The sequence below is a fragment of the Streptosporangium sp. NPDC001559 genome (assembly GCF_042893955.1).
GTDB lineage: Bacteria > Actinomycetota > Actinomycetes > Streptosporangiales > Streptosporangiaceae > Streptosporangium.
The window spans coordinates 699,595-718,226 of the sequence record NZ_JBIAVG010000001.1; the positions used below are offsets into that span (position 1 = coordinate 699,595).

Annotated in this window: 16 protein-coding genes; 9 read left to right on the forward strand and 7 right to left on the reverse strand. The window is 69.1% G+C overall.

Annotated elements, in window-relative coordinates; genetic code table 11:
- Positions 1–124: 124 nt before the first annotated feature.
- From ACFYY8_RS03130 to ACFYY8_RS03145, 4 genes are all read left to right on the forward strand, one after another.
- Positions 125–781, forward strand: a complete 657-nt coding sequence (locus ACFYY8_RS03130; RefSeq protein WP_390036584.1) for a TetR/AcrR family transcriptional regulator — start codon at positions 125–127, stop codon at positions 779–781.
- Positions 782–1,317: 536 nt separating this feature from the next.
- On the forward strand, positions 1,318–1,476 hold the full coding sequence (locus tag ACFYY8_RS03135; protein ID WP_390036586.1) for a hypothetical protein: 159 nt from the start codon (positions 1,318–1,320) through the stop codon (positions 1,474–1,476).
- The gene (locus tag ACFYY8_RS03140; protein WP_390036588.1) at positions 1,473–2,813 is read left to right on the forward strand and encodes a KGGVGR-motif variant AAA ATPase; all 1,341 of its coding nucleotides are present in this window, start codon (positions 1,473–1,475) and stop codon (positions 2,811–2,813) included. The genes ACFYY8_RS03135 and ACFYY8_RS03140 overlap by 4 nt, the downstream gene beginning before the upstream one ends.
- Positions 2,810–4,270, forward strand: a complete 1,461-nt coding sequence (locus ACFYY8_RS03145) for a hypothetical protein (RefSeq protein ID WP_390036590.1) — start codon at positions 2,810–2,812, stop codon at positions 4,268–4,270. Before ACFYY8_RS03140 ends, ACFYY8_RS03145 begins: the two co-directional genes overlap by 4 nt.
- A 30-nt stretch (positions 4,271–4,300) precedes the next feature.
- Here the strand turns inward: ACFYY8_RS03145 and ACFYY8_RS03150 are convergent, their stop codons facing one another.
- The 4 genes from ACFYY8_RS03150 to ACFYY8_RS03165 all read right to left on the reverse strand — a co-directional run bounded on the left by ACFYY8_RS03150 (position 4,301) and on the right by ACFYY8_RS03165 (position 8,909).
- On the reverse strand, positions 4,301–5,962 hold the full coding sequence (locus ACFYY8_RS03150; protein ID WP_390036592.1) for a DUF6350 family protein: 1,662 nt from the start codon (positions 5,960–5,962) through the stop codon (positions 4,301–4,303).
- Between the two features lie 312 nt (positions 5,963–6,274).
- The gene (gene sucD / locus ACFYY8_RS03155; RefSeq protein WP_390036594.1) at positions 6,275–7,150 is read right to left on the reverse strand and encodes a succinate--CoA ligase subunit alpha; all 876 of its coding nucleotides are present in this window, start codon (positions 7,148–7,150) and stop codon (positions 6,275–6,277) included.
- Complete coding sequence (gene sucC / locus ACFYY8_RS03160; protein WP_390036596.1) at positions 7,150–8,331, reverse strand: ADP-forming succinate--CoA ligase subunit beta; 1,182 nt, start codon at positions 8,329–8,331, stop codon at positions 7,150–7,152. The genes sucD and sucC overlap by 1 nt, the downstream gene beginning before the upstream one ends.
- 170 nt (positions 8,332–8,501) lie before the next feature.
- The gene (locus ACFYY8_RS03165) at positions 8,502–8,909 is read right to left on the reverse strand and encodes a cobalamin B12-binding domain-containing protein (RefSeq protein WP_184712787.1); all 408 of its coding nucleotides are present in this window, start codon (positions 8,907–8,909) and stop codon (positions 8,502–8,504) included.
- A 174-nt stretch (positions 8,910–9,083) separates the two neighbouring features.
- Here ACFYY8_RS03165 and ACFYY8_RS03170 point away from each other — a divergent pair, with 174 nt between their 5' ends.
- The 3 genes from ACFYY8_RS03170 to ACFYY8_RS03180 all read left to right on the forward strand — a co-directional run bounded on the left by ACFYY8_RS03170 (position 9,084) and on the right by ACFYY8_RS03180 (position 12,450).
- Positions 9,084–10,034, forward strand: coding sequence for a hypothetical protein (locus ACFYY8_RS03170; protein ID WP_390036598.1), 951 nt, complete (start codon positions 9,084–9,086; stop codon positions 10,032–10,034).
- A 441-nt stretch (positions 10,035–10,475) separates the two neighbouring features.
- Complete coding sequence (locus ACFYY8_RS03175) at positions 10,476–11,429, forward strand: hypothetical protein (RefSeq protein WP_390036600.1); 954 nt, start codon at positions 10,476–10,478, stop codon at positions 11,427–11,429.
- A gap of 133 nt (positions 11,430–11,562) precedes the next feature.
- Positions 11,563–12,450, forward strand: a complete 888-nt coding sequence (locus ACFYY8_RS03180; protein WP_390036602.1) for a hypothetical protein — start codon at positions 11,563–11,565, stop codon at positions 12,448–12,450.
- A gap of 7 nt (positions 12,451–12,457) precedes the next feature.
- Here ACFYY8_RS03180 and pcrA read toward each other — a convergent pair whose 3' ends face one another.
- Positions 12,458–14,683, reverse strand: coding sequence for a DNA helicase PcrA (pcrA, locus tag ACFYY8_RS03185; protein WP_390036933.1), 2,226 nt, complete (start codon positions 14,681–14,683; stop codon positions 12,458–12,460).
- Between the two features lie 140 nt (positions 14,684–14,823).
- On the opposite strand from pcrA, the gene ACFYY8_RS03190 reads away from it, so the two are divergent.
- Together ACFYY8_RS03190 and ACFYY8_RS03195 are read left to right on the forward strand one after the other, a co-directional pair.
- Positions 14,824–15,543, forward strand: coding sequence for a PIG-L deacetylase family protein (locus ACFYY8_RS03190; RefSeq protein WP_390036604.1), 720 nt, complete (start codon positions 14,824–14,826; stop codon positions 15,541–15,543).
- 271 nt (positions 15,544–15,814) lie between these two features.
- Positions 15,815–17,317 carry a M1 family metallopeptidase gene (locus ACFYY8_RS03195; protein WP_390036606.1) on the forward strand — a complete coding sequence of 501 codons (1,503 nt, stop codon included), beginning with the start codon at positions 15,815–15,817 and terminating at the stop codon, positions 17,315–17,317.
- A 119-nt stretch (positions 17,318–17,436) separates the two neighbouring features.
- On the opposite strand, the gene ACFYY8_RS03200 is transcribed toward ACFYY8_RS03195, so the two are convergent.
- Together ACFYY8_RS03200 and ACFYY8_RS03205 are read right to left on the reverse strand one after the other, a co-directional pair.
- Complete coding sequence (locus tag ACFYY8_RS03200) at positions 17,437–18,246, reverse strand: CPBP family intramembrane glutamic endopeptidase (RefSeq protein ID WP_390036608.1); 810 nt, start codon at positions 18,244–18,246, stop codon at positions 17,437–17,439.
- 32 nt (positions 18,247–18,278) lie between these two features.
- Entirely contained in the window at positions 18,279–18,542 is a 264-nt protein-coding gene (locus tag ACFYY8_RS03205) for a WhiB family transcriptional regulator (RefSeq protein WP_390036610.1), read from the reverse strand.
- Between the last annotated feature and the right edge of the window lie 90 nt (positions 18,543–18,632).

The following is an 18,632-nucleotide window of genomic DNA, read 5'->3' on the forward strand; positions in this document are numbered from 1 at the left end:
GATAGATTGAGGCGACCCTCAAGTTAAAAGTTGAGGGAGTCCTCAATTTCTTGCGAAGGTACCATGAAATCGAGGCTTCCCTCGACTTTTCGTGGGATCCGCGCTTCGAGGGGACTGACGACACATGGCGCTTCACGCCAGACCGGCGAGGCCGCTGCGTGCCGACGCCGTACGCAACCGCGACAGGTTGCTGGCCGCCGCCAAGCAGGTGTTCGGCGAGCGCGGGCTCGACGCGCCGCTTGAGGAGATCGCCCGCAGGGCCGAGGTCAGCATCGGCACGCTCTACAACCACTTCCCCACCCGGCAGGCGTTCTTCGACGCGATCCTCCCCGAACGGCTGGCCGCCCTGGAACGGATCGCCGCGGCGGCGATGGCCGATCCCGACCCGTGGCGCGGCTTCACCGGCTTCCTTGAGGGGCTGTTCGCCCTCCAGGCCGAGGACCAGGGGCTGAACGACGCGATGGCCCGGCGGCTGCCGCTGAGCGAGGAGGTGCTCGCCTCCTGCCACCAAGGCTTCGAACTCGCCGGCCAGGTCGTCGAACGCGCCAAGGAGAGCGGCACGCTGCGCGCGGACTTCGAGATGCGGGACCTGCCCCTGCTGGTCTGGGCCATGTCCCAGGTGATCCGCGAGTCGATGGGGGTGGCGCCCCAGGCCTGGCGGCGTTGCCTGTCGTTCCTCCTCGACGGCCTGCGCGCCGAGACCGCCCGTCCACTCCCCGTCCCCGCCATGACCGAGGAACAACTCGACGGGATCAGGCTGCGGACGACGCCGGAGAACTAGGACGACAGGGGCGCGGCGGCAAGCACTTCCCCAGCAAATGCCGCCGCGCCTTTTGCGCACAATCCAACCGCGAGGGCCGAATCACACTCCCCAAAGGAGTACCCACAACCCACTGGTTTTCCACGGATTTCCTGGTAAACGTCCTATATCGGCCATCCAGCCGGGTGGCACCTCCCCCAGGGCAAGCACCTCTGCCCTGCGGAAACAGTGAATAAGATCCGAGCGGGCCCCCGTCCTCTCCCCAAGACGACTACGCTCACGCCGCTCTCCGCCACTACCGGGACGCGGTATACCTGCATGACGACAAACGGCTTCCCAACGCCGACCATCACTACGGATTCGCGGTGGAGTGCGCGCTGAAGAGCCTTCTCCTGCGCTACCTCAACGCCACGATGATCGACTCCAGAGGCAGACCCTCCCACTACCCATGGACCGTTGACACCGGTGGCAGTCATACGAGGCACGGCCACCTGCCTGGCATCTGGTCCGACGTGGCGACTCTGCTCCGAGGCCGGACAGGTAGCACACTTGCTGCTGTGCTGACCTCTTCCGCCCCCTTCGCCGGTTGGGACGTCGCCGACCGTTATCTGAAGGCCCCATCGCTCAGCACGGCAATCATGACCCAGCGCAAGGCAGCCGCCACGCAGATCCTCACCCTGCATCAGCAGGCGCTCATTACCGGAGCCATCCAGTGACCACCCCTGACACCACCGTCCGTTTTGACGATGCCTGGCCTCTCGCCCTGGCCGTGGCCAGAGCGACGGCGGCCCAGGGGTATGACACCGTACTGGTGCGTGACATCCTGGGACGTTTCAGCCTGGCTCTGGACGACCGAGTCCCGAAGGTCTCATCGGAGTCCGCCGACAGGTGGCGCACCGAACTGGCCGAGCGCCTCGGTCGTTATGCCGCCGCGAACACCGTCCTGCTCGCCTCCGACCTCTTCGCTCCAGAAGCCGTCTTCGAATCTCCCCATCTGATCGACCTTCCAGGGCAGGAGGTCTCTCCAGGACACGGGCGCATTCGTGTGCTGGACAACGGTGTGGTCGGTGAGGACTGGGCGCCTGTCACCACCCCTCGGACGGAGGACTCCGGCGTCGGCACCACACGGATCGCGTTGTACGGATTCAAGGGAGGTGTCGGAAGATCGACTGCCACGTTCATGCTCGGCAAGCACCTGGCCGATCAGGGATCATGCGTCCTTGTCCTCGATCTCGACCTCGAATCGCCGGGGTCAGGTCCTCTGCTGCTCAGGGAAGAGGACACGCCCCAGTACGGCCTGGTCGATCATCTCGTCGAGTTCGCTCTCGGCAACGCCGACGGTCTGGATCTCGTGGCGACGGCCTCCGGCATCTCGGTCGCGGGAAACGGCGAGCTGTGGGTCGCCCCCGCACGGGGCCGTGGTTCCGGGACGGCACCGTACACGTATGTCGACAAACTCAACCGCGTCTACGGGAGCGTGCCCGGTACTCCGTCCCTCACCTTCGCCGACCGGCTGGAACAGGCTGTGACCGCCTGCGAGGCGGCTGTCGCCGCCCGGAGCCGCCGACCGGATGTCATCCTGCTGGACAGCCGGGCCGGTATCCACGACATCGCCGCGGTCACCATCTCGCGGCTGTGCGACCTGGCTCTGCTGTTCGGCTCCGACAACAGTCAGACGTGGAACGGCTACCGCGACCTCTTCACCGCCTGGCAGGCCTCCGGCCAGGCGGAGGCGATCCGCGACAAGGTGAAGATGGTGGCCTCAATGGTTCCGGACACGCACCGCGCGGAATATCTCTCGACGTTTCGCGATCGGTCCTGGACGTGTTTCTCCATCCTCTACGACGACCTATCAGCCGACGACTCGACTGGTTTCAACCCCAGTCCCGAGGACCTCTCCGCCCCACACTCCCCCATCCCCATCCTGTTCACCCTGGATCTCGTCGGCCTCGACGGGGTTTCCAGCCCCGGGTGGAGCGAGCAGAGGTTCGTACAGGCCGCCTATGACGAATTTCTGACCACCGCCACTCGTCTCATCCTCGAAGGAGCATGATGACCGCCCTGCTCCCTCCTCAGGAGCTCCGCACGCTGCTCGGTGCCGCGTTGCCGAGCACATACGATGCCGACACCATCGAGCCGACAGTGAGCACACTGTTCACGCCCGCCGGGCACCGGCGCGCGCTGGATGTGGACACCACGGTCGTCAGAGGTGGTCGCGGCGCCGGTAAGACCTTCTGGTTCAGATCGCTGCGTGACGATCGCCTACGCGCGGTCGCGGCCAGTGAATATCTCATCGACCGGCTCGCACGGGTGAGAGTCGACGCAGGGTACGGCGCGACCATCGATTCCGATCGATATCCGGGGCCCGGAGAGTTGCACCACCTGGTGGACCGTGACGTCGCCGCCCAAGATGTGTGGAACACCGTGCTCCTGGCCGCGCTCGGCGTACCCGATCTCAAGAGCGTCCTCTCCTGGGAGGAGCGCATCAGGTGGGTGCGTGAGCATCCCATGGCTAGGGATCGGGTCATCGCCGACGCCGACCGGCAGGCCAGGGCCGACGGAACCCTGCGGATGATCCTTTTCGATGCCCTGGAGCACCTCCATCGAGATCGCCGCCATGCGGATCAACTCGTCGCCGGCATCCTCCAGCTCGCCCTTGAGGTACGGCTGCGCACCCAGAACATCCGGTTCAAGGTCTTCATCCGGCCCGACATGCTCGATGGAGCACTTCTGTCCTTCCCCGATGCCTCGAAGCTCACTTCGAACGCGGCCAACCTGACCTGGTCTCCTCCGAATCTGTACGGGCTTCTCTTCCATCATCTCGGTAACGTTGCGACCACTGAGGCAGAACGTTTCCGAGCCTCAGTCCCCGGATGGACCGAACCCACTCCCGGACGTCACCTTCCGCCTCCCTCACTGCTCGGTGATGAAGATCAACAGGCTGCCCTGTTCACCGCCATCGCAGGCCCTTACATGGGGGCGAACTTCCGTAAGGGGCATACCTACACCTGGCTTCCGAACCACCTGATGGACGGGGCCGAACAGGTCAGTCCCCGAAGTTTTCTCAACGCTCTGGCCAAGGCGGTCGAGGAGACCGAGGCACGGTATGCCACTCACCCCTATGCCATCCACCACGAAGGCATCCGACGGGGCGTTCAGGCGGCGTCCACAACCCGTGTGGAGGAGATCAGAGAAGATCTCCCCTGGGTTCAGACAGCCATAGCCCCTCTCGCGGGACAGCAGGTCCCCATCGACGAGAGTCTCGTGATCGGTCTGTGGAGCGATCACGAGCTGACCGAGTCCCTTCAGCGGCAGATGACGGGCACCGTTGGAAGCGAGGCGGTGAGGACGGGCCCGCGGAACCCCGACCGCTATCCCGATCTCATCGGCGAACTCATCGATCTGGGAGTGATGCGCCGCCGCAAGGACGGCCGTATTGACCTTCCCGACGTCTACCGTGTCGCTTTCTCCATCGGTCGCAAAGGCGGCGTACCACGGGTCAGGACGTAGCCACATCCGCTGGATCATCCGGCCCCGGCGTCAGTCGCGGTCCCAGGCGTAGGGGTCCAGGTAGATGACGTGGCCGCCCTTGTCATCCGACTCGTCGACGATGTCACGCCGGGGTGGGCGCGGAGGCTCCCGGTCGGCCGGTTTCGACGGGCTCTCCGCGGCGGCCGAGGCGTGCTCGTCCTGCCAGTCGTCCCTGATGACCGGGATCGGCTGGGTCTCGCACTCGGTGGCGTCCAGCCAGTGGCCGGGCAGCCTGCCCAGCTCTTCGGGATCGGCGAGGCCGACCTTGCTCGCCACGGTGCCCGCGGCCTTGGCGATCTTGACACCCGCCTTGCGGACCGGGGCGGTCGCCGTGCCGACCCTCTCCGCGGCCCTGGCGACGGCGGTGTTCTGGCCCCGGAAGATCAGCCACCAGTTGGCCAGTCCTGCGGAGATCCCCGCGGCGACCCCGACCTCCAGGGTGACCGAGAGCATCACCTCCCAGGCCGCGGGACCGACCACGGTGAGCCGTGTGCCGCCGAGCGGGCCTCCGGACAGCGCCGACAGCGCCCCGGCCACCGCGCCCGTGAACAGCCCGCAGGCGAACCCCCACAGCGGGGCTCCCTCGTAGGTCGGCGAGGGCGCGATCCTGACGCTCAGGACGCCCGCGACCGCTCCCGCGGCGAACGGCAGCGCGACCACCACCATCACCCACGCCGGAGTGGGACCGGCCTCGGGAAGCGCCCCAAGGATCGGCAGGCTGGGCACGACGCCGAGTTGGACCCCCGTCGGGGCGACCAGCGTCCCCGCGCCCACGGCGAAACCGGGACCCGCGGTGTAGGCCATGCCCCAGACGATCGCGTTCGGCAGGTAGAGCACCTGGATCAGCAGAAGCAGCAGCCCCCCGACGAAGCCGGGAGCCAGGATCTCCGACAACGCCCTGACCTGCGAGAAGTTCGCCACGAGCGCGCCGGTCACCAGGACCGTGCCCGCCACGAGCATGATCCCCAGCGCGGCGGCCGAGCTGATCAGGGCCGCGCGCAGGCGCTCGGGCAGCAGCCTCAGCATCGCCCGCCACGGCCCGATCGCCCTGGCCGTGGCCAGCGAGCCCGCGGCGAAGGCCAGCAGCAGGTGGCTGAGCAGCGTCTCGCCGATGAACGGCTGGGTGACCTCGTTGTCGGTGATCAGCGCGATCACCCCCGCCAGCAGCGCGTACGGCGCCGCCAGTGAGACACCCGCCTGGGCGACCAGCACGAGCTGCGCCCTTCGCCGGGCGTTGGCCTCGTCCTTCGGGCTGTTCTTCGGCAGTCTGGCGGGCATCCTGAGCCGCAGGTCGGCGTCCCTGGTCATCCAGACACCCGCGCGGTAGAGCAGGAAGGCGGGAAGGACCGTCAGCCCCAGGGGGAGCAGCCCGATGACCCCGCCGGAGATCGAGAACCCCGCGTGGTGGGCCACCAGCCACAACTGCGCCGCCGTACGGAAGACCCCGGGCAGGCCGCTGCTGAACGCGCCCCTCGGGGAGGCGATCCAGCCGACCAGGGTGAAGGTGGTGAGCACCGCGAGACCCACGCCGAGCGTCCACACCGCGGCGAGCATCCCCGAGACGGGAAGCGGCCTGCGGACGTCGTCGTCGTCACCCGTGACGCCGGGCAGGGGGATACGGCTGAGGACGTTTCGGGGAGCCGTCCGTAGCTGGTCGAGAAGGGCCGTCACAATAGTCGATGGTCTCAGGATCTTCCACGGGGAAGGCACTCATCGCCCCGCGTGTCGCGGCGCCGTACGGGCTGATGTGCGTCCGGGGTGTGCGAACGGCCCCGCGCGGCCGATAACCCCACGGCCGAAACCCCCTACGGCCGATAACCCAACGCGGCCGGGAACCTTGCGCGTCCGACGATCCCGCACGGCCGGGAACGCGGTCGAGAACGCGACAGGGAACACCGGGGCGCCAGGGACGCCGGAACGCCGAGAGCAAGGAAAGGCGCCCGTCGAGGACGGGCGCCTTCGCCTGTGGTCTACCGGGATGTCCTAGCGGGCCTGCATGACCTCGCGCATCAGGCGGGCGGTCTCGCTCGGGGTCTTGCCGACGCGCACGCCGACCTTCTCCAGAGCCTCCTTCTTCGCCTGGGCGGTTCCGGCCGAGCCGGACACGATCGCGCCCGCGTGACCCATGGTCTTGCCCTCGGGGGCGGTGAAGCCCGCGACGTAGGCGACGACCGGCTTGGTCACGTGCTGCTCGATGTAGGCGGCGGCGCGCTCCTCGGCGTCTCCGCCGATCTCACCGATCATCACGATCGCGTCGGTCGCCGGGTCGTCCTGGAAGGCCTGGAGGGCGTCGATGTGCGTGGTGCCGATGACCGGGTCGCCACCGATGCCGACGGCGGTCGAGAAGCCGAAGTCACGCAGTTCGTACATGAGCTGGTAGGTCAGCGTGCCGGACTTGGACACCAGGCCGATGCGGCCCGCGGTGGTGATGTCGGCCGGGATGATGCCCGCGTTGGAGGCGCCGGGGGAGGCGATACCGGGACAGTTGGGGCCGATGATGCGGGTCTTGTTGCCCTTGGCGACGGCGTAGGCCCAGAACTCGGTGGTGTCGTGGACCGGGACGCCCTCGGTGATGACCACGCAGAGCGGGATCTCGGCGTCGATGGCCTCCTTGACGGCGTCCTTGGTGAACGCCGGGGGCACGAACACGACCGAGACGTCGGCGCCGGTCTGCTCGATGGCCTCCTTGACGGTGCCGAAGACGGGCAGGCCCTCGTGGACGGTCCCGGCCTTGCGGGCGTTGACGCCGCCGACGACGCGGGCGCCGGAGGCGAGCATGCGGCGGGTGTGCTTGGTGCCCTCGCCGCCGGTCATGCCCTGAACAATGATCTTGCTGTTCTCGGTCAGCCAGATAGCCATTACGCACCTACCGCGGCGAGCTCGGCGGCGCGCTTGGCCGCATCGTCCATCGTGTCGACAAGCTCGACGCCCTTGAGGTTGGCGTCGGCGAGGATCTTCCGTCCGAGATCGGCGTTGTTGCCGTCGAGACGGACGACCAGGGGGCGGCTGACGGCCTCTCCGCGGCTCTCCAGGAGCTGGAAGGCGGACACGACGCCGTTGGCGACCGCGTCACAGGCGGTGATGCCGCCGAAGACGTTGACGAAGATCGACTTGACCGAGGGGTCGGAGAGGATGATCTCCAGACCGGCCGCCATGACCTCGGCCGAGGCGCCGCCGCCGATGTCGAGGAAGTTGGCGGGCTTGGGCTGGCCGGGGAAGGCCTCGCCCGCGTAGGCGACGACGTCGAGGGTGGACATGACCAGGCCCGCGCCGTTGCCGATGATGCCGACGTTGCCGTCGAGCTTGACGTAGTTGAGGTCCTTCGCCTTGGCCGCGGCCTCAAGCGGGTCCTCGGCGGCCTTGTCCTCGAAGACCGAGTGCTCGGCCTGGCGGAAGGAGGCGTTGTCGTCGAGGGTGACCTTGCCGTCGAGGGCCTTCACCTGGCCGTCGGCGGACAGGATCATCGGGTTGACCTCGACCAGGGAGGCGTCCTCGTCGACGAAGGCGGCCCACAGCTTCTCGATGAGCTCGGCGGCGCCGTCGAGCGCGACCTCGGGCAGGCCGCCCGCGACCGCGATCTCACGGCCCTTGGCGCGGTCGACGCCGTCCAGCGGGGAGACCGGGACCTTGGCGACCTTCTCCGGGGAGGTGTGCGCGACCTCCTCGATGTCCATGCCGCCGGCGGCGGAGCAGATGGCGAGGAAGGTACGGTTCGCACGGTCGAGCAGGAAGGAGAAGTAGTACTCCTCCGCGATCGCGCTGGCCTCCTCGATCAGGACCTTGTGGACCGTGTGGCCCTTGATGTCCATGCCGAGGATCTGGGTGGCCTTCTGCTCGGCGTCGGCGGCGTCGTCGGCGACCTTGACGCCACCCGCCTTACCCCGGCCACCGGTCTTGACCTGTGCCTTGACGACGACACGGCCGGTCAGCTGCTCGGCTGCCGCTCGTGCCTCCTCCACGGTGTGCGCGACGATACCGCGCGGCACCGGGATGCCGTACTCCGCGAAGAGCTCCTTCGCCTGATGTTCGAACAGGTCCACGAGGGTCCGTCCTTGCTTGTGCGGCTGGTGTACAGAATGCGGGCGGGCCGGCTCCTCGCTCTCATGGGGGAGCCCGGCGTCTTTGCGCCAAAGAAGCCTAGCCTCCCGAAGGGCGTGGCCAGGTCACCGGGTCCTCGCGGACGAAAGGGCCCTCTTCGCGCGGGACGGAATCATACGCGGGACGGGATCGCGCTTCGCACCCAATCGACGATCTCCTGAGTGGTCGCTCCCGGGGTGAAGACCCGGGCGACTCCCATACGCTCCAGCTCGGGCATGTCCTCATCGGGGATGATGCCGCCGCCGAACACCACGATGTCACTCGCGTCGTTCTCCGCCAGCAGCTCGATGACCTTGGCGAAGAGCGTCATGTGCGCCCCGGACAGGACGGAGAGACCGACCGCCGCGGCGTCCTCCTGGATGGCGGTGCGCACGATCTGCTCGGGTGTCTGGTGCAGGCCGGTGTAGACGACCTCCATCCCGGCGTCCCGCAGTGCCCGCGCCACGATCTTCACGCCCCGGTCGTGCCCGTCAAGGCCGGGTTTGGCGATGACCACGCGAATCCTCGACTCGGCTTCCATGCAGACCTCCTTGTCCGCGCTCCACGCGCTACGGAAGAGCTGTTCGCAGCGTAACCGGCGATGCCCCGCCGGATTTCACGGGACCACCGGAAATCTCGACACATTCATGATCATTGTCTGGAATGATGCCTTTCCCTCCCCTTGCGAAAACTGATGTACAGGACGGTGAACCCCATGAGGCGATGGATCGCCCCGCTGGCCGCGGCGCTGCTCGCGCCGGCGCTGACCATCACGGCTCCGGCCGCCGCGCAGGCCGCCGCCGTCGACCCGGTGAAGGCGCTCAGGCAACGGCTGGCGTCCTGGGACGGCGTCCGCGTCACCGAGACGGGCCGGGCCCCCTCGGCGAGCGGCGTCCTGAGCTCGCGCCGCACGGGTGTCCTACGCCTGTCCCCCTCGGGTCTCGCGGGTCTGGACGTCGTACGGCGGGACGTCTCAAGAACCGTCTCCGGCGGCAGAACCGAACTGCGCGCGGAGCGCGTGATCACCGTCGGCGGGGTGAACTACACCTCCTCCCCCCGTTTCGCGGACCGGCTCCCGCACGGCAAGGCCTGGGTCAGCGACACCCGCGGGAACACCCGCTGGGAGGTCCTCCTCGGCGACCAGGCGGTCAACGCGCTCGAACCCTCCACCCTGGGCCTCCTGCTGCGCACCGCGAAGGATCGCCTGCCGTACAAGGGCGGTGTCCAGTACCGGGGCACGGTCACCCTGAAGCGGTTGTACGACGCCTCCCCCTCCTTCAGGGAGCGCCGGGGCTACACGCTGCCCGTCGAGACAGGCCGTCTTTCGGTCGGCTGGCGGCTGTGGCTCGACACCCGCGGGCTGCCCACCCGCCTGGCGACCAAGGACCCCCACGGCAGTGACGACATCCGCTACACCGGCTGGGGCACCGGGATCGTCGTGACCGCCCCGCCCGCGGACCAGGTCGTCGACGCCCGTTACCTCGGCTCAGGCGCCGCGATCGAGCGCACGCCGAACTCCCCCGCCGAGGGGGCCAGGTCGGGTGCCGGACACGAGGACGCGCCGTCCCCCCGAAGCGACGCCGGGACCTCCGATGTCGAGGCCCCCGTCGTCGAGGCCCCCGTCGAGGACCGGGAGCCGGCCGTCGGCGCCTCCGGCCGCGGCTGACGACCGCCGGGCTCACCGGAGTTCGCGTGCAACCGCGGAATCCATAAAGGCGGAAAGCGAATCACGGCCGCCGAATGCCCGGCTGTTCTCTCCGATCGGGCCTTTCGCATATCGCCTCCGGCGACATTCCCGTCCGTCTCAGTTGGACACCACGTCCCGCCTGGTTCTGCGCCGCACTCGCCTGTCGGACACCACGCCCCGTCACCGCCCCGCCGCCCGGCCCCCGCCGCCCGCCGTACGGCTCACGCGCCTGCCTGGTCCTGGGCGGTGCGGAGCGGCGGGCGGGGTTCACGGAAGGTGACCGGAAAGACACTGCACCAAATATTCACAACTAATTACGAATAAGCCATCAGATATCGCATTTTACGATGATCATATCTGATATGAATACCCTGAGCCCTCCCGAACGGGGCGGAGGGTATGTTCAGGAGGAATCCCCCTTTGAAGCGATACATTGCCGGTCTGGCGTGCGCGGCCATGGCCGTGGTGAGCGTCCCCGCGCTCGCGTCGACCGCGCACGCCAAGGCCGCCGACCCGGTCGCCGCGCTGAAGAGCAAGCTCGTCAGCGGCCAGGGTGTGACCTTCGTCGACAAGACGAAGATCTACGCCAAGGGCCAGAAGAGCGCGATCGCCGCCGACCGTAAAGGCGTCCTGCAGTTCGGCCCGTCGGGCGTCGTCGCGTCCGACCAGACCGGGAAGTACCGGATCGACGAGGCGACCCGCAAGATGCTTGAGGAGTTCTCCGACTCCGACGAGAACGGCGAGGAAGATCCCTTCGTCAGGCTGATCAGAGGTATGGCCAAGCCAGAGCGGGTGATCCACCTCGCGAAGACGACCTACGTCTCAGGAGGCCCCCTTGGCGAGTTCGTCCCCGAGGGCAAGTCCTGGATCCGTTTCCCCCATGACAAGATCGGCTTCCCCCACGGCACACTCGGCGCGGTCGGTGAGGCGAGCCAGTCGGTCAACGCCGCCGAGCCCGCGACGCTCAAGGCGCTGCTCGGACACGCCACCACCAAGCGCGCCGGGTTCTACGCCGGGAAGATCACCTGGGGTGAGCTGGCCAAGGTCTCGCCGTGGTTCCGCGCCTCGCAGGGCATCGGGCTGACCACGAACGCGAGCAAGACCGTGATGAGCTGGAAGCTCTACGTCGGCGCCGACCAGCTTCCCCGGCGTCTGACGACCAGCTACACCCTTGGCGCCAAGACCACGACGGTCTACGACACCGTCTACAGCGGCTGGGGCAGCATCGTGTCGATCAAGACGCCCGAGCCCGAGACCGTCGCCGAGCTCAAGGACCTGCGGCTGACCAAGCCCGAGGCCCAGGTCTCGATCCTGCGCGGTCAGGTGAACGCCTTCGTCGACCGCCCGGGGACGGGCACCTCCCGGAACCACTGATCCGGAAAGACGGCGAACATGTACGTGCCCGGCGGACCGTGTCCGCCGGGCACGTCTCGTTGATCCCCCGGGTGGGCGACAATCTCCTCACCCCCCTGCGACGACGCGGGGACACCCCGGGAGGATCTTCTCGATGAGGCGAACGACCGCCGCCCTGACCGGTGCCGCCGTCACGGCCCTGGCACTCCCCCTGCTGACGGCGGCCCCGCCCGCCAACGCCCTCGCCGCCGATCCCGTGGCGGCGTTGAAGGGGCGGTTCAAGGCCGGGCACGGGGTGAGGATCGTCGAAAGGGCCAAGCTCGTCGGCGACGGCGGAAGCCCGCGCACGGTGTACGGCCGGGTCAAGGGCGTGCTGGAGTTCGGCCCCTCGGGGGTCGTGGCGTCCGACCTGACCAACTCCCTCGAACTGCCCGCCGCGGAGGGCACCCCCTCCGAGCCGTTCGCCCCCTCCCGGACGATCACCGTGAAGGGCGTCTCCTACACCCAGGGCGGCGTCTACGCGGGTTCCTTCCCCGAGGGGAAGAAGTGGCTGCGCGGCCGTGACGACATCCTCACCGTGACCAACCCCGCGCAGCGGCTGTTCAACCCCCTGGAGCCCGCGACGCTGCGGGCCGCGCTCGCCCACGCGGGCCCGGCCCGTCCCGGCGGGACCCTGGACGGCACCAGGACCGTCGTCCGCTCCGGCTCCTTCACCCTGGGCGAGCTGTACCGCATCTCCCCGTCGGCCCGCGCGGTGCTCGGCGCGAAGCCCTCGGCCAAGTCGGCCCCGCTCAAGGTGAGCTGGCGGCTCTATCTCGGCGCCGACCAGCTCCCCCGGCGTGCCGTCTCGTCGTACGTCCAGTCCGTACGGGGCCTGACCAGCGTCGACGTCACCTATTTCAACGACACCCAGTACGGCGGCTGGGGCCTGCGCTCGGCGCTCAAGGCCCCGCCCGCCGCCGAGGTCGCCGACTTCGACGAGCTGAGGATCGGTGACGCCGACCCCGGGAACGTCTCCCTCAACAGCCTGTTCACCGGGTGAACCGGGGTCAGAGCTTCTCGATCGGCGCGTAGGTCAGCAGCAGGGTCTTCTCCCCGCCGCTACCGAAGTCGATCTTCGCCTTGGTCTTCTCCGCGACCCCGTCGACCGAGACGACCGTGCCCAGGCCGAACTGGTCGTGGGTGACCCGGTCGCCGGGGGCCAGGTTGGGGACCTGCCGCCCGCCTGTCTTCCTGGGCTGGGCGGGCCGTGCCTCACGGCGGGTCGTCGCGGCGCTCCAGGCGCTCTTGCCGGGGTCGCCGCGCCACTCGACCAGGTCGGCCGGGATCTCGGTGACGAACCGGGAGGCCGGGTTGAAGGCGGGGGCGCCCCAGGAGCTGCGGACGGCCGCGCGGGAGAGGTACAGACGCCGTTCGGCCCGGGTGATGCCGACGTAGGCCAGCCTGCGCTCCTCCTCAAGCTCCTTGGGCTCGCCCAGCGAACGCATGTGCGGGAAGACGCCGTCCTCCATGCCGGTCAGGAAGACCACGGGGAACTCCAGCCCCTTGGCCGTGTGCAGCGTCATCAGCGTGACCACGCCCTGGCCGCCGTCACCGGCCGGGATCTGGTCGGCGTCGGCCACCAGTGAGACCTGTTCGAGGAACTCGACCAGCGTGCCCTCGGGGTTGGCCTCCTCGAACTCGGAGGCGACCGAGACCATCTCGTCGAGGTTCTCCAGACGGCTCTCGTCCTGCGGGTCCTCCGAGGCGGCCAGCTCGGCGCGGTAGCCGGTGGCCTCAAGCACCTCCTGGGCCAGCTCGGAGGGCGGCGTCGTCTCCGCCTTGGCGAGCAGGCCGTCGAGCAGCGCGACGAAGTCCTTGATCGCGTTGAGCGAGCGGGTGGCCATGCCCGGCGCCTCGTCGGCCCGGCGCAGCCCCTCCCAGAACGAGACGCGCTCACGGGAGGCGAACGCCTCGACCATGGCCTCGGCCCGCTCGCCGATGCCGCGCTTGGGCACGTTGAGGATGCGGCGCAGCGAGACCACGTCGTTCGGGTTGGCCAGGACCCTGAGGTAGGCCAGCAGGTCGCGAACCTCCTTGCGCTCGTAGAAGCGCACCCCTCCGACCACCTTGTACGGCAGGCCGGTCCTGATGAAGATCTCCTCGAAGACCCGGGAGGCCGCGTTGGTGCGGTAGAACACGGCCACCTGACCGGGGATGACCTCCTCGTCGTCGGCGAGCCTGTCCACCTCCTGGGCGACGAACATGGCCTCGTCGTGCTCGTTGTCCGCGACGTAACCGATGATCTTCGGCCCCGCGCCCTGGTCGGACCAGAGGTTCTTCGGCTTGCGGCTCTCGTTGCGCGAGATCACCGCGTTCGCCGCGCTGAGGATCGTCTGGGTCGAGCGGTAGTTCTGTTCGAGCAGGATCGTCCTGGCGTCGGGGTAGTCGCGCTCGAACTCCAGGATGTTGCGGATCGTCGCGCCGCGGAAGGCGTAGATCGACTGGTCGGCGTCGCCGACGACGCACAGCTCGGCGGGGTCGACGGTGCCCTCCCTGACCACCTCGCCGTCCGCGGTGACCAGCTCGGGAGAGCCGACCAGCTCTCTGACCAGGGTGTACTGGGCGTGGTTGGTGTCCTGGTACTCGTCGACCATGACGTGCCGCCAGCGGCGCCGGTAGTGCTCGGCGACGTCGGGGAAGATCTGCAGCAGCGTGACCGTCAGCATGATGAGGTCGTCGAAGTCCATCGCGCCGGCCTCGGTGAGCCTGCGCTGGTAGTTGCGGTAGGCCTCGGCGAGGGTGCGCTCCAGGTGGGTGCCCGCCTGGGCCGCGGCCGTCTCGTAGTCGATCAGCTCGTTCTTGAAGTTGCTGACCTGCGCCGAGAAGGAGCGCGGCGGGTAACGCTTGGGGTCGAGGTCCATCTCCCTGCAGACCATGGCCATCAGCCGCTGGGAGTCGGCCTGGTCGTAGATGGAGAAGCTCGTGGGGAAGCCGAGCCGCTTGGCCTCCCTGCGCAGGATGCGCACGCACGCGCTGTGGAAGGTCATCACCCACATCGAGGCCGAACGCGGGCCGATGAGGGCGTCGATCCGGTCCTTCATCTCCCTGGCGGCCTTGTTGGTGAAGGTGATGGCCAGGATCTCCTGCGGCCTGACGTCGCGCTCGGCCAGGAGGTAGGCGATGCGGTGCGTCAGCACCCGTGTCTTGCCGGAGCCCGCGCCCGCGACGATGAGCAGGGGGGCGCCGTGGTGCACGACGGCCTCACGCTGCTGGGGATTGAGCCCGTCGAGCAACGGATGGGTCAGGGGAGCGGCTGGGATCGACACGTCCCCTAGGGTAAGGCGGCCCGCCGACAGCCGGGTCCAGGAATGTGGGCGGGCCGGTGGACGGTTATGAGAATTCATCAGTACGTGAACGACACGAGGGGGCGCACATGTTGTCGGAGAGCGAGATCGAGCGGGTGCTCGTGGTCACCGCCCACCCTGACGACGTCGACTTCGGCGCGGCGGGCTCGATCGCGCGTTTCACCGACCGTGGTGTCGAGGTGACGTACTGCGTCGTCACGGACGGCGACGCGGGGGGTTTCGACCGGGAGGTGGACAACGGCGGGATGGCCGAGCTGCGCCGTGGCGAACAGACGGCGGCCGCCAAGGCCGTCGGCGTGACCGACGTGCGCTTCCTGGGCTACCCGGACGGCTCCGTGGTGCAGAGTCTCGACCTGCGGCGTGACATCGCCCGGGTCATCCGCCAGGTCAGGCCCGACCTGGTGATCACCCACTCACCGGAGCGCAACTACCGCTTCGTCGCCCCCAGCCACCCCGACCACCGGGCCGTCGGCGGGGCCGCCCTCGACGCCGTCTACCCCGACGCCCGCAACCCCTACGCCTTCCCCGAGCTTCTGCTCCAGGAGGGTCTTGAGGCGTGGACGGTCAGGGAGGTCTGGCTCAACGGCTCCCCGACCCCGGACCACCACGTGGACATCACCGAGACCGTGGACCGCAAGATCAGCGCGCTGCGCGCCCACGCCAGCCAGGTGAGCCACATGGACGACCTCGACGGCTTCGTGCGGGACCGGTTCGGCCAGACGGCGGTCACGGCGGGTTTCGGCGAGGGCCGTTACGCGGAGGCCTTCCAGCGCGTCCTGACCGTCTGACCTCCGGCCTGCGAGCCGTACTCCTTCGGCGGAGCCCCAGGCCGCCCGCGTGGGCGGGCGGCCCCCTCCCATCCGCGTCGAGCGCCCTGTGAACGGTGTTCTCGATCCTCCGGCCGCGGTGAACCCATGAAGGAATCCGAGAAGGTCCGACCGGTCCGCAGCGTGTCCTGACCGTCTGAGACCACGATCGCGTTCGTCTCTTGTAAGCTTTGCCCACATTACCTAGTATTCAGGTAGGTAATGCATGCTTAACGACCGGATGGAGACAAACGTGCGCAAGAGAGTCCTCGCCACCGCAGTCGTCGCCCTCGCCGGCATGTTCACGAGCCTGCCAGCCGGTGCCGTCACGGCGGGTCAGGGCGCGCCGGGGGTCGGCGACCCCTACTACCCCGACTACGGAAACGGCGGATACGACGTCGCCCACTACGACCTGAGATTGAAGTACCAGCCCGCCGACGACCACTTGGAGGGCACGGCGACCATCACGGCCACCGCGACCCAGGACCTGACCCGCTTCAACCTCGACTTCGCGCTGACGGTCAGCGAGGTCCTGGTCAACAACCGCAAGGCGACCTTCGCCCGGTCCGGGGCCCACGAGCTTGAGATCACCCCGGCGCTTCCCCTGCGCAGGAACCAGCCCGTCACCGTCGTGGTGAGATACGCGGGCACGCCGTCCCAGGTGACGGTCAACGGCATCAACCCCTGGCTGCGCACCCCCGACGGCGGTGTGGCGGCGGGCGAGCCCGAGGGCTCCTGGTGGTGGTTCCCGAGCAACGACCACCCCTCGGACAAGGCGACCTACGACGTCTCCGTCCTCGTTCCCGACGGGACCCAGGCCATCAGCAACGGCACCCTGCAGTCGGCCGTCTCCCGCCTCGGCTGGACCCGCTACAACTGGCGTTCCGCCAAGCCCCAGGCGACCTACCTGACCACCCTCGCGGTCGGCAGGTTCGAGATCGTCACGGACACCACCGAGAGCGGCCTGCCGGTCTTCAGCGCCTACAGCAGGGATCTCGGAGCCGACGAGGGCGCGGCCAAGGCGAGCGTCGGGCGCGCCGCGGAGATCCTCGACTGGGAGACCGGGGTCTTCGGCCCCTACCCGTTCGACGCGATCGGCGGCTACGTCCCCAACGTGCCCACCGGCTACGCCCTGGAGACCCAGACCAGGCCCTTCTACAGCCCGCGTCACTTCCGCAGCGGGGCCAACCCCTACGTGGTGGTGCACGAGCAGGCGCACCAGTGGTTCGGCGACGACGTCTCGGTGAAGACCTGGCGCGACATCTGGCTCAACGAGGGCTTCGCGCGCTACGCCGAGTGGCTCTGGTCGGAGAAGGAGGGCGAGGGGACCGCCGCGGAGCTGGCCGCCTACACCTACGGCTTCTACCCGGCGGACAGCCCGTTCTGGCAGGTCAGGCCGGGTGACCCCGGTGCCGAGAACCAGTTCCACGCCGCGGTGTACAACCGGGGCGCCATCGCCCTGCAGGCCCTGCGCGGCGAGGTCGGCGACGAGACCTTCTTCAAGATCCTCAAGGGCTGGCCCGTGGCCAACAAGTACGGCAACGCCCGCGTCGAGGACTTCGTCGCCTACGCCGGGCGTCTGGCCGGCAGGCCGTTGGACGACCTGTTCAGGACCTGGCTGTTCACCGCGGGCAAGCCCGCCTCGCCCCCGGTGGCGGCCAACGCCCGCAGCGCCGCCCCCACCGGCCCGCTCCAGGAGCCCAGGTCCTGGAAGAAGATCCAGCGCGAGGGCCTGTCCGACCACGCCGAACACTGACCCGCGCGTCCCGGCGCGAAACACGGAAAGGAGGGATGCCGTTCACGCACCCACAGGAATCCGCTGAGCACGCACGTCCCACGGTCCCCGTGTCCTCTCAGGGCACGGGGACCGTCACGTCAGCGAGAGGCGTCGGCGGGGGCCAGCCGCGCGAACAGGTAGCCGAGCGAGTTGGTCGCCACGTGCAGCAGCGACGGCGCGGCCAGGCCTCCCCTGCGCCGCAGCTCGCAGAACACGACCCCGGCGAGCGCCGTCGCGACCACGGAACCGGCGACCGCCCGGGAGACCTCCCGCGTGGACGGCTTGCCCGGCGTGGGGTCCTCCCCCGCGGCCAGGCGGCCGAGGGCCGGGTTCGCGGTCAGCATGTCGATCGCGGGCAGCACGTGCCAGAGGCCGAACAGGGCCGAGGAGACCGCGGTCGCCGTGACGGGCCCGTGCGAACGGGCGACGAGGGCGTGCACCACCCCGCGGAAGCCGACCTCCTCAAGCAGGACCGTGCCGAACGGCACCTGGATCAGGGCCTCCTCGGCCACCCTGGCCGGTGAGAGCGCCAGCGCCCGCTCGTCGCGGAAGAACCCCCGGGTGGCGGGCAGCGCGATCCCCACCCCGTAGGCCCCGGCGACCGCGGAGGCCAGGGCACCCCCGATCAACAGGCCGCGGGAACCCTCCTGGAAGCCGACCTCCGACCAGGAGATCCCACGGCGACGGGCGACCGCGAGCAGGACGCCGACCGTGGCGGCCGAGGTCAGCGGGGCCAGCCTCGGCGCGACCCGGTTGTTGAGCACGTTGGCCGCCGCCAGCACGGCGACCGCCCCCGCCAGCGCGGCCCGCTGCCGCTGCCTGACGGGCGCGGCCCGCTCGCGCGCCGCCCGCCGTACCGCCTTGAAGGTCCTGAAGCCCATGCTCTCCGGGTGCACGCGTCGCGTCATCCCGCCTCCGTCCCTGCCGGTTCCGGGATGGGTCATCCGGCCTCGGGCCGCCGCCACCCTGCCGGGAAGCGCAGCCCGCGCCGTTCCTGAACGGTGAGACCGCCCCAGATGCCCTCGGGTTCGGCCGCCCTCAGCGCGTAGGCGCGGCACTCGCCCAGGACCGGGCAGCCTGAGCAGACCGCCTTCGCCCGCGCCTCCTGCTCGACCGCCTGCGCCAGCGGGAAGAACAGCTCGGGATCGCTCGCACGACACGCCCCCCGTACGGCCCAGCCGATCTGCCCGACCATCTTCCGCATGACATCACCCCCTGGTGGACCACCGATCAACAGACTAGGCGGACCAGGGTGACGCCGACATCAACCTCGTGGCGGATTTCCGGGTAGGCG